Source organism: Pseudomonas sp. NPDC087029 (genome assembly GCF_044745345.1).
In the GTDB taxonomy this organism is placed as follows: domain Bacteria; phylum Pseudomonadota; class Gammaproteobacteria; order Pseudomonadales; family Pseudomonadaceae; genus Aquipseudomonas; species Aquipseudomonas faucium.
Window position 1 is genome coordinate 57,686 of sequence record NZ_JBIVAB010000006.1, and the last position, 14,167, is coordinate 71,852.

Here is a 14,167-nt window from a genome sequence, read left to right on the forward strand (position 1 = left end):
AATCATCCGCATTTAGAGTCTTGTCTTTAGATATATCTTGAGTAATATCTTGCGATATATCTAAACGACGGAGCCTCACCTTCATGCGCGACCCTTACGCCCATGACCCCTTCGAACGCCGCCCCGGCCGCGGTGAGCGCGGCCCTCGGGTATTCGCCCCCGGCGACCTGAAACTGCTGATGCTGTCGCTGCTGGCCGAACAGCCCGGGCACGGCTACGACCTGATCCGCCAGATCGAAAACCTCTTCGACGGCAGCTACACACCCAGCCCCGGGGTCATCTACCCCACCCTCAATTTCCTCGAGGAAGCCGAATTGATCAGCGGCCAGGTGCAGGGCAGCAAACGCCTGTACGCCATCACCGACGCCGGCCGCAGCGCCCTCGGTGAACAGGCCGTGGCCCTTGACGGCGTGCGCATGCGCATCGAAGTCAGCAAGCGCGCCCTGCGTGGTCACGACCGCCCGCCACAGATCCATGAAGCGGTCGGCAACCTGCGCCATGCCCTGCACATGCACAGCGGCCACTGGAGCCCCGATGAAATCCAGCGGGTGCGCAACCTGCTCAACGAAACCGCCAAGGCCATCGCCGCCGGGCCGGCCGACACCGCTACGGAGATTCCCCATGAGTGACAGCATCCACCGCGTCAACCACGAAATCCGCCAGCGCAGCCTGCAGGTGCTGCGGGTCACCGAACTGACCCCGCGCATGCGCCGCATCACCTTGGGTGGCGCGCAGCTGCAAGGCTTCACCAGCCTGGGCAGCGACGACCACATCAAGCTGCTGTTTGCCGAAACGCCCGAGCAGCAGCAGGCCATCGACGCCGGCAACCTGGGGCGCGACGGCGCCGTGCGGCCGACCATGCGCGAATACACGCCGCGGCGCATCGACCTGGCCAACCTCGAACTGGACATCGACTTCGTGCTGCACGGCGATGGCCCGGCCTCGACCTGGGCAGCCCAGGCGGCGCCCGGGCAGACGCTGAACATTGCCGGGCCGCGCGCCTCGATGGTGGTGCCGAATATCTTCGACAGCTACCTGCTGATTGGCGACGAGACGGCCATCCCGGCCATCGGCCGACGCCTGGAGGAACTGCCGGCAGGGCGCCGGGTGCTGGCAGTGGTGCAGATCGAGGATGAGCAGGAGCGCCAGCCGTTGCCGAGCCGGGCGCAGGTCGAGGTGCTCTGGGTGAGGCGCGATGAGGATTTGCTGGCGTTGCTGGAGGGGCTGAGCTTGCCCGAAGGCAAGCTGTACAGCTGGGTAGCCCTGGAGAAGTCGCTGACCCGGCAGGCCAAGGCCTTGTTGCTGGAGAAGGGGGTTGCCGAAGATGCCCTCAAGGCGGCGGCCTACTGGCGAGCGGAAGGTTCTGCTGACGACGAGTGATCGGCTTGGTCTTCACCGGCCCTATCGCCGGCAAGCCGGCTCCCACAGGTACCCCCACAATGTCAATCATGTGGGGAACCCGTGGGAGCCGGCTTGCCGGCGATAGGGCCGCTACAGGCTAAGCAAATGTACGCACCCGCCGCCCTTTCCAGCGATCAAGCCCCAACAGCACCAGCCCAATCCCCCAGAACCCCGCCAGCACCCCCAGCGCATTGAGCATCACCTGCCCAAAACCCAGGCTCGCCACATCGATGAACGGATACGCATACAGCCCGATCTCGCTGCCCCGCCACAGCGCATAGGCAAAGTACACCGCCGGGTACAACGCCCACACCGCCAGGTGCCAGAGCCGCAAGTGGCCCTTGGGCACGGCAAACCACCAGTACAGCGCGTACAGCGCCGGCATCACATCGTGCAGCAGCTCGTCCGCCAGCCACTGCCACCCCTGCGGGTGCCACAGATGGCGCAGCAACAGGCTGTAGGCCAGCGCCACCAGGATGATGCTGGCGGCCACGGCCGAGCTCACCGCTGGCGACAGGAACAAGCGCTTGGCGCCGCCTTCGCGGCCGAATGCCGCGTAGCTCACCACCGTCGCCACCAAGGTATTGGTCAGCACCGTGAAATAGCCGAACAGGTTGATCAGCCCACCGATGAGGCTGGCCTGCTCCTGCCAGCGCGCCAGCAGCACCAGGTACACCTGCACCGCGAGCCCCAGCCAGCCCAGCACGGCCATCGCGGTCAGCCAGGGATGGCGCGGCATGTCAGGCCTTGCGCTGCAGTTTCACGTAGAGCTGCTCGACCTTCTCCCGCGCCCAGGGCGTCTTGCGCAGGAAGGTCAGGCTCGACTTGATGCTCGGGTTGCTCTTGAAACAGCGCACGTCCACGCGCTCGGCCAGCCCCTCCCATTGGTAGTGCGCCACCAGCTCGGTGAGGATCTGTTCGAGGGTCTTGCCGTGCAGCGCGTTGTGTTGGGCCGTGCTCATGCCAGTGCTCCAGCGGGGAAAAGATGCGCACCTTACACGAGTGTAGTGGCGGGTGGGACCTGCGGTGGCCGGTGAAAAAGCGCTGGCCAGGGGTAAATCCTCTGTGCTGAAATAGTGATGTTATATTGTAACAACACAAAAGCATCTGCCAAGGAACGTCACAGCCCCATGCTGCACATCCCGCTCCGCCTCTCCCCCCTCACCCTCGCCCTGTGGTTCGCCGCCTCGCCCAGCCAGGCCGTGGAACTAGAACCCCAGGTCATCACCGCCAACCCGCTGGGCAACCACCAACTCGCGGCGCCGAGCACGGTGCTCGCCGGTGACGACCTGCTGCAACAGCAACACGGCAGCCTCGGCGAGACCCTCAACAAACAGCCTGGCGTGGCCTCGACCTGGTTCGGCCCGGGCGCCAGCCGCCCGGTCATCCGTGGCCTGGACGGCGACCGCATCCGCATCCTGCGTAACGGGGTCGGCGCCCTGGACGCCTCGTCGCTGTCCTACGACCACGCCGTGCCACTCGACCCCGTCACCGTCGAGCGCGTGGAAATCGTCCGCGGCCCCGCCGCCCTGCTGTATGGCGGCAACGCCATTGGCGGCGTGGTCAACACCTTCGACAACCGCATCCCGGACGCGCCGATCGAAGGCATCCACGGCGCCGGTGAGCTGCGTTACGGCGGCGCCGACACCACCCGCAGCAGCGCCGGCAAGCTCGAGGCCGGCGACGGCGCCTTCGCCCTGCACCTGGACGCCAACAGCCGCCAGTTCAACGACCTGCGCATCCCCGGTTACGCGCGCAGCTCGAACGTGCGCAGCGCCGACGACACCGGCAGCAAGCACCGCCTGGACAACAGCGACGGCCGCCAGGATGGCGGGGCGATCGGCGGCGCCTACCACTGGGACCACGGCTACACCGGCCTGTCCTACAGCCGCTACGACAGCAACTACGGCTCGGTCGCCGAGCCCGGCGTGCGCCTGGACATGCAGCAGGACCACTACGGTTTCGCCTCCGAGCTGCGCGACCTGGACGGCCCGTTCAGTTCGGTCAAGGTCGATGCCGGCTATACCGACTACCAGCACCGTGAAATCGAAAGCGGCGAGGTGCACACCACCTTCAAGAACAAGGGCTACGAGGCGCGCGTCGAGGCTCGCCACCAACCCCTGGGGCCCATCGAAGGCGTGGTCGGCGCCCAGGTCAGCCGCAACGAGTTCTCGGCACTGGGCGAAGAAGCCTTCGTGCCGCACACCGACACCGACAGCCTGGCGCTGTTCATGCTCGAGCAATGGCAAGCCACCGAACGCTTGAACCTGAGCCTGGGCGCGCGCCTGGAACATACCCGCGTGGACCCGGACGCCAAGGGCAACGACACCTTCGCCGACGCCGACAGCACCAGCAGCTTCAACGCCTACAGCCTGTCTTCCGGGGCGCTGTACCAGCTCGACCCGGTCTGGTCGCTGGCGGCCAACCTCGGCTACACCGAACGGGCCCCGACGTTCTACGAGCTGTACGCCAACGGCGCCCACGTCGCCACCGGGGCCTACGAGGTCGGCGATGCGAGCCTGAACAAGGAAAAGGCGATTTCCGCCGACCTGGCCCTGCGCTTCGACAACGGCACCCACAAGGGCAGCGTCGGGGTCTTCTATAGCCACTTTCGCAACTACATCGGGCTGATCGGCACCGGCAACCTGCGCGAAGGCCACGACCATGACCATGGCGACGAGGACCATGACCACGACCACGATCACGACCATGGCGACTTCCCCGAATACCAGTACCAGGGCGTGCGGGCGCGGTTCTATGGCATCGAGGCCCAGGACCGCTGGCAACTGCTGCAAAACCAATATGGCAACTTTGCCCTGGAGCTGTCGGGCGATTACACCCGGGCGAAGAACCTCGACAGTGGCGAGCCGTTGCCGCGCATTGCACCGCTGCGCCTGAACAGCGGCCTGGTGTGGGAACTGGAGCGCTGGCAGGCACGGGTGGATGTGCAACATGCCGCCTCGCAGCACCGCACGCCGGCCAACGAAACCAGCACCGACGGCTATACCACGCTGGGGGCGAGCGTTGGTTACCGCTTCGACATCGGCCAGAGCCAGTGGCTGGCCTTCGTGCGCGGCGAGAACCTGACGGACCAGACCGTGCGCTATGCCAGCTCGATCCTGCGCGACATTGCACCGGCACCTGGGCGTAGCGTTGAGGTGGGTTTACGCACGACCTTCTGATCCGCTGCACCTTCATCGCCGGCAAGCCGGCTCCTACAGAGCGGGGAATACCTGTGGGAGCCGGCTTGCCGGCGATGGGGCTGCAAGGCAGCCCACTATTACCCGTTCAGCAACAATCCACTGCGACAATTTGTCTTTTTTTCTTACAAATTCCCCTATATCCTCCCCACCGCAAGCTGAATCGCTTCATCTAACCCCTTTGTCGCCCTATCCATTGAAGGTCCACACCTTCGATGCGCTTGCGGTTTTTTCAATAATCAGAAGATAGCGCTATCTCATGCTCCAACTGCCCAAACCCTGCTACATCGGCCTGGCCCTCGGCGCCCTGGCCACCCCTGCCAGCGCCAGCGAACCCTTCGCCAGCGATTCCCCCTGGATGCTCGGTGACTGGGGCGGCATCCGCAGCGAGCTGCTGGAAAAAGGCTACGCATTCACCCTCGGCTACACCGGCGAAATGGGCAGCAACCTGCACGGCGGCTACGACCATGACCGCACCGCGCGCTACAGCGACCAGTTCACCTTTGGCAGCCACCTGGACCTGGAGAAGATCCTCGGCTGGCAAGCCACCGAACTGCAGCTGACGGTCACCGAACGCCACGGCGACAACATCAGCAACGACCGCATCAACGACCCGCGTGTCGGCGGCTTCACCTCCGCCCAGGAGGTCTGGGGCCGGGGCGAAACCTGGCGGCTGACGCAGATGTGGATCAAGCAGAAGTACTTCGACGGCGCCCTGGACGTGAAATTCGGCCGCTTCGGCCAAGGCGAGGACTTCAACAGCTTCCCCTGCGACTTCCAGAACCTGGCCTTCTGCGGCTCGCAGGTGGGCAACTGGGCCGGCAGCATCTGGTACAACTGGCCGGTCAGCCAGTGGGCCCTGCGCGTGCGCTACAACCTCAGCGACGCCCTCTACGCCCAGGTTGGCGTGTTCGAGCAGAACCCCTCCAACCTCGAGTCGGGCAATGGCTTCAAGCTCAGCGGCAGCGGCACCCAAGGCGCCGTGATGCCGGTCGAACTGGTGTGGAGCCCGGCGGTCAATGGCCTGAAAGGGGAATATCGCGCCGGCTACTACTACAGTAATGCCAAGGCACAGGATGTTCTCAAGGACAGCAACGGCCAGCCGGCCGCCATCAGTGGCGCCGCCTACCGCAGCAGTTCGAGCAAGCACGGCCTGTGGATCGGTGCCCAGCAGCAGATCACTGCGCAGGCATCCGACCGGTCGCGCGGCCTGAGCCTGTTCGCCAACGCCACGGTGCACGACAAGAAGACCAATGCCATCGACAACTATGTTCAGGCAGGACTGCTATTCAAGGGCCCCTTCGACGCCCGCAGCCAGGACGACATCGGTTTCGCCCTGGCCCGCGTGCACGTCAATCCCGCCTACCGCAAGAACGCCCGCCTGGCCAACCAGGCCGCCGGGCTCGACGACTACGACAATCCCGGCTACCTGCCCGTGCAGGACACCGAGTACAGCGCCGAACTCTATTACGGCATTCACCTGGCCGACTGGCTCACCGTGCGCCCGAACCTGCAGTACATCCGCCATCCGGGCGGGGTGTCGCAGGTCGACGACGCGGTGATCGCCGGCCTGAAGATCCAGAGCACGTTCTGACAACTTTCAACCTAACGGAGAACATACGATGAGCACTGACGGTGCCAAGAATGGAAGCCGCTGGCTACCGCGCCTCGTGGGCGTACTGCTGTTGCTGATGGGCCTGGCCCTGTTGGCCGGCGGGATCAAGCTGAGCCAGCTCGGCGGGTCGCTTTACTACGTGATTGCCGGTATCGGCTTTGCCCTCTCGGGCGCCCTGCTGCTGGCTCGCCGGCGCATCGCCCTGGGCCTGTATGGCCTGGTGCTGCTGGGCAGTACAGTGTGGGCCTTGCTCGAAGTGGGCCTGGACTGGTGGCAGCTGGTGCCGCGCCTTTCCTTGTGGTTCGCCATCGGCGTGGTGCTGCTGCTGCCGTGGGCACGCCGCCCGCTGATCGGCCCGGCGGCCAAGGCCAACACCGCGCTGCTCGGCGTTGCCGTGCTGGCCTCGGGCGCCTGTGCCCTGGGCAGCCAGTTCACCCACCCAGGTGAGGTGTTTGGCGAACTCGGCCGCGACAACAGCGAAATGGGCAGTGCCGCCCCGGCCATGCCCGACGGCGACTGGCAGGCCTATGGCCGCACCGAGCATGGCGACCGTTATTCGCCGCTGCGCCAGATCACCCCGCAGAACGCCTATCGCCTGGAAGAAGCCTGGCGCATCCGCACCGGCGACCTGCCAACCGACAAGGACCCGGTCGAGCTGACCAACGAGAACACCCCGCTCAAGGCCAACGGCATGCTCTATGCCTGCACGCCGCACAGCAAGGTGCTGGCCCTGGACCCGGACACCGGTGCCGAGATCTGGCGCTTCGACCCGCAGATCAAGACCCCGGTCGGCACCTTCAAGGGCTTTGCCCACATGACCTGCCGCGGCGTCTCGTACTATGACGAAAATGCCTACGTCAGCCGTGACGGCAGCCCCGCGCCGAAAGTCTCCGACGCCGGCCAAGCCGTGGCCCAGGCCTGCCCGCGCCGCCTCTACCTGCCCACCGCCGATGCCCGCCTGATCGCCATCAATGCCGACAACGGCAAGGTCTGCGAAGGCTTCGCCAACCAGGGCGCGATCGACCTGACCACCGGCATCGGCCCGTTCACCGCCGGCGGCTACTACTCCACCTCGCCGGTGGCGATTACCCGCAGCCTGGTGATCATCGGCGGCCACGTCACCGACAACGAGTCGACCAACGAGCCGTCCGGCGTCATCCGCGCCTACGACGTGCACGACGGGCGCCTGGTGTGGAACTGGGACAGCAACAACCCCGACGACACCAAGCCCCTGGCCCCCGGCAAGCAGTACAGCCGCAACTCGGCCAACATGTGGTCGCTGGCCAGCGTCGATGAAGAACTGGGCATGGTCTACCTGCCCCTGGGCAACCAGACCCCTGACCAGTGGGGCGCCGACCGCACCCCGGGCGCCGAGAAGTACAGCGCCGGCGTGGTCGCCCTGGACCTGGCCACCGGCAAGGCCCGCTGGAACTACCAGTTCACCCACCACGACCTGTGGGACATGGACGTTGGCAGCCAGCCGACCCTGGTGCACCTGAAGACCAAGGACGACGTGAAGCCGGCGATCATCGTGCCGACCAAGCAGGGCAGCCTGTACGTGCTGGACCGCCGCGACGGCACGCCGATCGTGCCGATCCGCGAGATCCCGGTGCCGCAGGGCGCGGTCAAGGGTGACCACACCGCGCCGACCCAGGCCCGCTCCGACCTCAACCTGCTCGGCCCCGAGCTGACCGAACAGGCCATGTGGGGCGCCACGCCGTTCGACCAGATGCTGTGCCGCATCCAGTTCCGCGAACTGCGCTACGAAGGCCAGTACACCCCGCCGTCCGAACAGGGCAGCCTGGTGTACCCGGGCAACGTGGGCGTGTTCAACTGGGGCAGCGTGTCGGTCGACCCGGTGCGCCAGCTGCTGTTCACCTCGCCCAACTACATGGCCTTCGTGTCCAAGATGGTGCCGCGTGAACAAGTGGCCGCCGGCAGCAAGCGCGAAAGCGAGACCAGCGGCGTGCAGCCCAACACCGGCGCACCCTATGCTGTGACCATGCACCCGTTCATGTCGCCGCTGGGCGTGCCGTGCCAGGCACCGGCCTGGGGCTACGTGGCCGCCATCGACCTGTTCACCAACAAGGTGGTGTGGAAGCGCAAGAACGGCACCACCCGTGACAGCACCCCGGTGCCGATCGGCCTGCCAGTGGGCGTGCCGAGCATGGGCGGCTCGATCGTCACCGCAGGTGGCGTGGGCTTCCTCAGCGGTACCCTGGACCAGTACCTGCGCGCCTATGACGTGAACAACGGCAAGGAGCTGTGGAAATCGCGCCTGCCAGCGGGTGGCCAGGCCACGCCGATGACCTACACCGGCAAGGACGGCAAGCAGTACGTGCTGATCGTCGCCGGCGGCCACGGCTCGCTGGGCACCAAGATGGGCGATTACATCATCGCTTACAAATTGGCTGAGTAAGCCACTGCCGCCATCGCCGGCAAGCCGGCTGCCACAGGGGCTCTACCTGTGGGAGCCGGCTTGCCGGCGATGTGGCCGGTACGGGCGCGAAGATGAAAGCGCTCCCCTGCTGCCTTCGTCTACCATTGAAACCCTTCCCCCCGCGCCCCATCTAAGCACCATAGTCATTCACGCAGGTGCCCCATGAGCGACCAGCAGGATTTCCCGGAACAACCCGACGAACACCGCGAAGCCGAACACCTCGATGCCCAGGCCGAAGCCGGCCACGCCCTCGCCCTGCCCGGCCAGCAACTGCCGGACAAGGTCTACGTGATCCCGATCCACAACCGCCCGTTCTTCCCGGCCCAGGTGCTGCCGGTGATCGTCAACGAAGAACCGTGGGCCGAAACCCTCGACCTGGTGGCCAAGACCCCGCACCACTCGCTGGCGCTGTTCTTCATGGACACCCCGCCTGAAGACCACCGCCACTTCGACACCTCGGCGCTGCCGGAGTACGGCACCCTGGTCAAGGTGCATCACGCCAGCCGCGAGAACGGCAAGCTGCAGTTCGTTGCCCAGGGCCTGACCCGGGTACGCATCCGCACCTGGCTCAAGCACCATCGCCCGCCGTACCTGGTCGAGGTCGAATACCCGCGCCAACTGGCCGAGCCGACCGACGAGGTCAAGGCCTATGGCATGGCCCTGATCAATGCGATCAAGGAACTGCTGCCGCTCAACCCGCTGTACAGCGAAGAGCTGAAGAACTACCTCAACCGCTTCAGCCCCAACGACCCGTCGCCGCTCACCGACTTCGCCGCGGCGCTGACCTCGGCCACCGGCAACCAGCTGCAGGAAGTGCTCGACTGTGTGCCCATGCTCAAGCGCATGGAAAAGGTCCTGCCGATGCTGCGCAAGGAAGTCGAGGTGGCGCGCCTGCAGAACGAGATTTCCGCCGAGGTCAACCGGCAGATCGGCGAGCACCAGCGCGAGTTCTTCCTCAAGGAGCAGCTCAAGGTCATCCAGCAGGAGCTGGGCCTGACCAAGGACGACCGCAGCGCCGACCTCGAGCAGTTCGAGCAGCGCCTGCAAGGCAAGACCCTGCCCGAGCAGGCCAAGAAGCGTATCGACGAAGAGATGGGCAAGCTGGCCATCCTGGAAACCGGCTCGCCCGAATACGCCGTTACCCGCAACTACCTGGAATGGGCCACCGCCCTGCCCTGGGGCGTGTATGGCAAGGACAAGCTCGACCTCAAGCATGCGCGCAAGGTGCTCGACCAGCACCATGCCGGCCTTGACGACATCAAGGAACGCATCCTCGAATTCCTCGCCGTGGGCGCCTGGAAGGGCGAAATCAGCGGCTCCATCGTGCTCTTGGTCGGCCCGCCTGGGGTGGGCAAGACCAGCATCGGCAAGTCCATCGCCGAATCCCTCGGCCGGCCGTTCTACCGCTTCAGTGTCGGCGGCATGCGCGACGAGGCGGAGATCAAGGGCCATCGCCGCACCTACATCGGCGCCCAGCCGGGCAAGCTGGTGCAGGCGTTGAAGGATGTCGAGGTGATGAACCCGGTGATCATGCTCGACGAAATCGACAAGATGGGCCAGAGCTACCAGGGCGACCCCGCCTCGGCGCTGCTCGAAACCCTCGACCCCGAGCAGAACGTCGATTTCCTCGACCACTACCTGGACCTGCGCCTGGACCTGTCCAAGGTGCTGTTCGTGTGCACCGCCAACACCCTGGACTCGATCCCCGGGCCGCTGCTCGACCGCATGGAAGTCATCCGCCTCTCGGGCTACATCACCGAAGAGAAGCTGGCCATCGCCAAGCGCCACCTGTGGCCCAAGCAACTGGACAAGGCCGGCGTCGCCAAGGCCAGCCTGAGCATCAGCGACAGCGCCCTGCGCATGGTAATCGAGGGCTATGCCCGCGAAGCCGGCGTGCGGCAGCTGGAAAAACAGCTGGGCAAGCTGGTGCGCAAGGCCGTGCTCAAGTTGCTGGAAGACCCGGATGCCAAGCTCAAGATCGGCACCAAGGACCTTGAAGCCGCACTGGGCATGCCGGTGTTTCGCAGCGAACAGGTGCTGGCCGGCAAGGGCGTCATCACGGGCCTGGCCTGGACCAGCATGGGCGGCGCCACGCTGCCGATCGAGGCGACCCGGATCCACACCCTCAACCGTGGCTTCAAGCTCACCGGCAAGCTGGGTGACGTGATGAAGGAGTCCGCTGAAATCGCCTACAGCTACGTCAGCTCCAACCTCAAGCAGTTCGGCGGGGATCCGGCCTTCTTCAATGAGGCCTTCATCCACCTGCACGTCCCCGAGGGCGCCACGCCCAAGGACGGCCCGAGTGCTGGCATCACCATGGCCAGCGCCCTGCTGTCGCTGGCCCGCGACCAGGCGCCGAAAAAAGGCGTGGCGATGACCGGCGAGCTGACGCTCACCGGCCAGGTGCTGCCGATTGGCGGCGTGCGCGAGAAGGTGATTGCGGCGCGGCGGCAGAAGATTTTCGAGCTGATTCTGCCCGAGCCCAACCGTGGCGACTTCGAGGAACTGCCGGAGTACCTGCGTGAAGGGCTGACGGTGCATTTCGCCAAACGCTTTGCCGACGTGGCCAAAGTGCTGTTCTGACCTGCGCTAGCCTGATCGCCGGCAAGCCGGCTGCCACGGGTTTGGCGAGATCCCGTGGGAGCCGGCTTGCCGGCGATCAGGCTTCAAGCACCAGCACAAATTCTCATCAGCTTCGGTTATCCTCAGGCCCTCGCCAGCCTTCGGAGCCACCATGACCGCCCCTCGTCTGCTCGTTCCCCTGAGCCTCGCCCTGCTCACCGCCTGCGCCCAGCAGCCCAAACAAGCTGTGGAGCTGGACGCCGAAAGCGAGTGCCCCAAGCGCCTGCAAGTTGGCCAGGCGCTGACCCTGACCCTCCCCAGCAACCCCACCACCGGCTACCGCTGGCTGGTGCAGAACCCCGCCTCGAACGTGCTGCGCAGCCTCGGCCCCGAGGTCTACAGCGCCCCCGAGGACGCCGGTATCGTTGGCAGCTCGGGTATTTCCAGCTGGCGCTTCGAAGCCCGCGCAGCCGGTGAGGGGCATCTGGTGTTGGTGTATCAGCAGCCGTGGGCGCCGGAAGTACGCCCTGTGCAAACGTTCGATTGTGCCATCAAGGTGAATTGAAGGCCGTTCAGGCCGCTTCGAAACGCCGGCGCAAGGCAAGCAGGTAATCACGTGCTTGCCTTAATGCAGACTCCAGCGCCTGCGTAGTGGAAGCATTCAATGCACGCTCATGAACTTGCCATGCATCGCTGAACTTGCTGGCTTCCTCCACCCAGGGTGTACGTTTTTCTAGCAGTTCCTGGACACTGTAGAACTGGCCGGCGGTCTGCTGGGCCTTTTCCTGTTGCTCTTGAAGCTGCTTCAAGGTTCTTTCCTGGTCAGCCCGGGCAGCGCTGAGCCGCTTTCTGGCCGCTACGACATCGGCGAACGTTCGTCCTTCCTCCAGCAGGTCCAGGTGTTTGTTGAGTTTGTTCAAGGCCGCCTTGACCAGCTCTGGGCTTAGCGTTGGGTCTTTGAACGTCTTCAGCAGCGCGTCTATGTCGCTTTCATCCGGAATGGTGTTGCGCAAGGCCTTGCGTACCGAAGGTCGATCGAGCGTCTCCAGTAGAGCATCGACCTCTTCGAGTTTTGCCGCCTTGTCGGCGAGCAACTTTTCGACCTCTGTAATGTTCTTGCGCAGCGCCACGGCAGCGGCCTCATGCTCTTGTTGAAGTTCCTGAACATGCGGTGAGCGATACCGGCGCACTCGCTCTATCGCTTCGATAATATCGCTGACCGCCGCACACACATCCTGTCGGGTGCGCAGCAGCTCTGGCTCATCCAATTGCGACAGCGTGTCTTTAAGATCCAGGTTCAATTCGACCAAACTGGCCACTGCTTTTTCCCGAAGGGCGTCATTGCCGGCCTTGACCAGATTGATCAGGTCCAGCAAGCGCTCACGCACGGCCGGCAGCATGGCTGTAGAGTCGCTGTAGTAAAGATGATGCATCCGTGCCTCGACCTGCAGCATCACACCAACATCAGGCAGTTCATCTATTTTTATTTCCATGACAGCAGCGCTCCTTAAAGACCAACGGATTCATTGAAAAGTTTAGAGATGTGACCGGTAATACCTACGATTTCCGTCCACGGAGAGATAACCCGCTGGAAGCCTCTGACAAAGCGCTTAAACTCCAATTGCGTCGACAGGCCTTCAACCTTCTTCAGCGAACTGTTCGCATAGGCTTCCAATAGTACCCAAACATCTTCCAGGTTTTTGGTCGCCGTACTGACTTCGACCAACCTGAATTGCATATCCCGTAAAAGACTCTTGATGCTTTCGAATTGGTCCACTCCTCCCCCCAGCAACGCATTTTTACGCGCTGAAAGCTGCACATGTTTATCGATTAATTCATTTTTATCAGCCCGTACCGCTTCAGCTTTAGCACCATAGATCCCGCCCGTAATGGCGAGCCCGATAGGCCCGAAAAGCAGGCCAAAGAATGCTGAGCCGACAAGCCCACTGTACTCTGAGAGTTTTTGCTCAATGGCTTCACTCAGTGAGGCCAGTTCCGTTTCTATTTCCAGCAATTTTTTTGCCGCATCGTGGCCGTCGAACCTGCCATACAAGCCTCTGGCCTCCGGCTCCAAGCTATCGGTAATCATGTCGCCAAAGCGATCGATGAGTTTTCTGACGTGCCGGATACTCTCGAGCCTGTGGGCGATATCTTCGGCGATGTTCCGTAAGTAAGTATCCACACTGTCATTGAATATTTTACTATCGCCTTCAGAAAGCTTGACAGCCTCGTGAACAGCTAAGTCTTCAGCGACTACTTTCCAGGAATCGCTTTTTTCAATAGCCTTTAAAAATTGCTCACCATCATCGATGAGGCCCTCCGCAAACACATGAAGTTCAGCGCCTATGTCTTTGCAGGCGTCTTCAACTTCACCCCAGAATCTTACGTGCGCACGCAGGTTATCAAAAAGATGGTTAACGTCCGTTGCGTCAAGCCCAAGGATAGCCAGTGCCCCCTCGCCTACCACTTTTTCATGCCCTGGCAAACGATTAACCTGCGTCGTGTAACGCTTGATCGTTGTCAGGTTTTCTTGGCTGAAGATAAAGGCTGGTGCTTCCCTCTTGAAGTTAAATATCTGGCTCGGAATCAATATGGCCCGCTGCTCTTCCGTCAGCTGATCAAATGGCTTTTTCTCATCAGGCTTTGCGTCGCCACCTTGCGATAGAGGTAAATCTTCCACACTGCCGCTGCTCATACAACACCTCCACGGTGGGTCTAAAATATTCAAAGCAGAAATGAAACCGCTCAAATAAAGTAGCGCTGGCCGTTGATTACTGAAGTCAGGGTATTGTCGATAACTTGCCTGAAAATTCACCGGGCGTGGCAAGACCCGGGAGTAGCGGAACCCTCTCCTCCCCATGGCGGCCTTGTATCACTTCGGTCTGATAAATAGGCAGCCACGGCCGCTTTTGGCTAGAATATTGCCCCCTCATCACCCACGCTTGAGCC

At 63.4% G+C, this 14,167-nt stretch carries 11 protein-coding genes; 7 read left to right on the top strand and 4 right to left on the bottom strand.

The window, feature by feature from the left end; all coding sequences use genetic code 11:
• Nucleotides 1-83 precede the first annotated feature (83 nt).
• Together ACIPG5_RS12395 and ACIPG5_RS12400 are read left to right on the top strand one after the other, a co-directional pair.
• Nucleotides 84-629 carry a PadR family transcriptional regulator gene (locus tag ACIPG5_RS12395; RefSeq protein WP_176511037.1) on the top strand — a complete coding sequence of 182 codons (546 nt, stop codon included), beginning with the start codon at nt 84-86 and terminating at the stop codon, nt 627-629.
• Nucleotides 622-1,380, top strand: a complete 759-nt coding sequence (locus ACIPG5_RS12400; protein WP_401375292.1) for a siderophore-interacting protein — start codon at nt 622-624, stop codon at nt 1,378-1,380. Before ACIPG5_RS12395 ends, ACIPG5_RS12400 begins: the two co-directional genes overlap by 8 nt.
• Nucleotides 1,381-1,498: 118 nt before the next feature.
• On the opposite strand, the gene ACIPG5_RS12405 is transcribed toward ACIPG5_RS12400, so the two are convergent.
• Entirely contained in the window at nt 1,499-2,140 is a 642-nt protein-coding gene (locus ACIPG5_RS12405; protein ID WP_401375294.1) for a Pr6Pr family membrane protein, read from the bottom strand.
• A 1-nt stretch (nt 2,141) separates the two neighbouring features.
• Nucleotides 2,142-2,363, bottom strand: coding sequence for a VF530 family DNA-binding protein (locus tag ACIPG5_RS12410; protein WP_176511034.1), 222 nt, complete (start codon nt 2,361-2,363; stop codon nt 2,142-2,144).
• Between the two features lie 168 nt (nt 2,364-2,531).
• Between ACIPG5_RS12410 and ACIPG5_RS12415 the strand changes: the two genes are divergently transcribed.
• The 5 genes from ACIPG5_RS12415 (at nt 2,532) to ACIPG5_RS12435 (ending at nt 11,783) form a co-directional block, all read left to right on the top strand.
• The gene (locus tag ACIPG5_RS12415) at nt 2,532-4,583 is read left to right on the top strand and encodes a TonB-dependent receptor (protein WP_401375297.1); all 2,052 of its coding nucleotides are present in this window, start codon (nt 2,532-2,534) and stop codon (nt 4,581-4,583) included.
• Between the two features lie 277 nt (nt 4,584-4,860).
• Nucleotides 4,861-6,195 (top strand): carbohydrate porin, encoded by a 1,335-nt coding sequence (locus ACIPG5_RS12420; RefSeq protein ID WP_401375300.1) that lies wholly within the window; start codon nt 4,861-4,863, stop codon nt 6,193-6,195.
• A 28-nt stretch (nt 6,196-6,223) separates the two neighbouring features.
• Nucleotides 6,224-8,635: a glucose/quinate/shikimate family membrane-bound PQQ-dependent dehydrogenase gene (locus tag ACIPG5_RS12425; protein WP_176511031.1), complete on the top strand. Its 2,412-nt coding sequence runs from the start codon at nt 6,224-6,226 to the stop codon at nt 8,633-8,635.
• 183 nt (nt 8,636-8,818) lie between these two features.
• Complete coding sequence (gene lon, locus ACIPG5_RS12430; protein WP_401375303.1) at nt 8,819-11,239, top strand: endopeptidase La; 2,421 nt, start codon at nt 8,819-8,821, stop codon at nt 11,237-11,239.
• A 151-nt stretch (nt 11,240-11,390) separates the two neighbouring features.
• Nucleotides 11,391-11,783: a protease inhibitor I42 family protein gene (locus ACIPG5_RS12435; protein ID WP_176511029.1), complete on the top strand. Its 393-nt coding sequence runs from the start codon at nt 11,391-11,393 to the stop codon at nt 11,781-11,783.
• Nucleotides 11,784-11,790: 7 nt separating this feature from the next.
• Here the strand turns inward: ACIPG5_RS12435 and ACIPG5_RS12440 are convergent, their stop codons facing one another.
• Entirely contained in the window at nt 11,791-12,711 is a 921-nt protein-coding gene (locus tag ACIPG5_RS12440; protein ID WP_176511028.1) for an alpha-xenorhabdolysin family binary toxin subunit B, read from the bottom strand.
• A gap of 14 nt (nt 12,712-12,725) precedes the next feature.
• The gene (locus ACIPG5_RS12445; RefSeq protein WP_401375306.1) at nt 12,726-13,913 is read right to left on the bottom strand and encodes an alpha-xenorhabdolysin family binary toxin subunit A; all 1,188 of its coding nucleotides are present in this window, start codon (nt 13,911-13,913) and stop codon (nt 12,726-12,728) included.
• Between the last annotated feature and the right edge of the window lie 254 nt (nt 13,914-14,167).

Excerpts from the sequence above, each read along its gene's own strand:
- ACIPG5_RS12395 (WP_176511037.1), top strand. The coding sequence starts at position 84 with ATGCGCGACCCTTACGCCCATGACCCCTTCGAACGCCGCCCCGGCCGC.
- ACIPG5_RS12400 (WP_401375292.1), top strand. The coding sequence starts at position 622 with ATGAGTGACAGCATCCACCGCGTCAACCACGAAATCCGCCAGCGCAGC.
- ACIPG5_RS12405 (WP_401375294.1), bottom strand. The coding sequence starts at position 2,140 with ATGCCGCGCCATCCCTGGCTGACCGCGATGGCCGTGCTGGGCTGGCTG.
- ACIPG5_RS12410 (WP_176511034.1), bottom strand. The coding sequence starts at position 2,363 with ATGAGCACGGCCCAACACAACGCGCTGCACGGCAAGACCCTCGAACAG.
- ACIPG5_RS12415 (WP_401375297.1), top strand. The coding sequence starts at position 2,532 with ATGCTGCACATCCCGCTCCGCCTCTCCCCCCTCACCCTCGCCCTGTGG.
- ACIPG5_RS12420 (WP_401375300.1), top strand. The coding sequence starts at position 4,861 with ATGCTCCAACTGCCCAAACCCTGCTACATCGGCCTGGCCCTCGGCGCC.
- ACIPG5_RS12425 (WP_176511031.1), top strand. The coding sequence starts at position 6,224 with ATGAGCACTGACGGTGCCAAGAATGGAAGCCGCTGGCTACCGCGCCTC.
- lon (WP_401375303.1), top strand. The coding sequence starts at position 8,819 with ATGAGCGACCAGCAGGATTTCCCGGAACAACCCGACGAACACCGCGAA.
- ACIPG5_RS12435 (WP_176511029.1), top strand. The coding sequence starts at position 11,391 with ATGACCGCCCCTCGTCTGCTCGTTCCCCTGAGCCTCGCCCTGCTCACC.
- ACIPG5_RS12440 (WP_176511028.1), bottom strand. The coding sequence starts at position 12,711 with ATGGAAATAAAAATAGATGAACTGCCTGATGTTGGTGTGATGCTGCAG.
- ACIPG5_RS12445 (WP_401375306.1), bottom strand. The coding sequence starts at position 13,913 with ATGAGCAGCGGCAGTGTGGAAGATTTACCTCTATCGCAAGGTGGCGAC.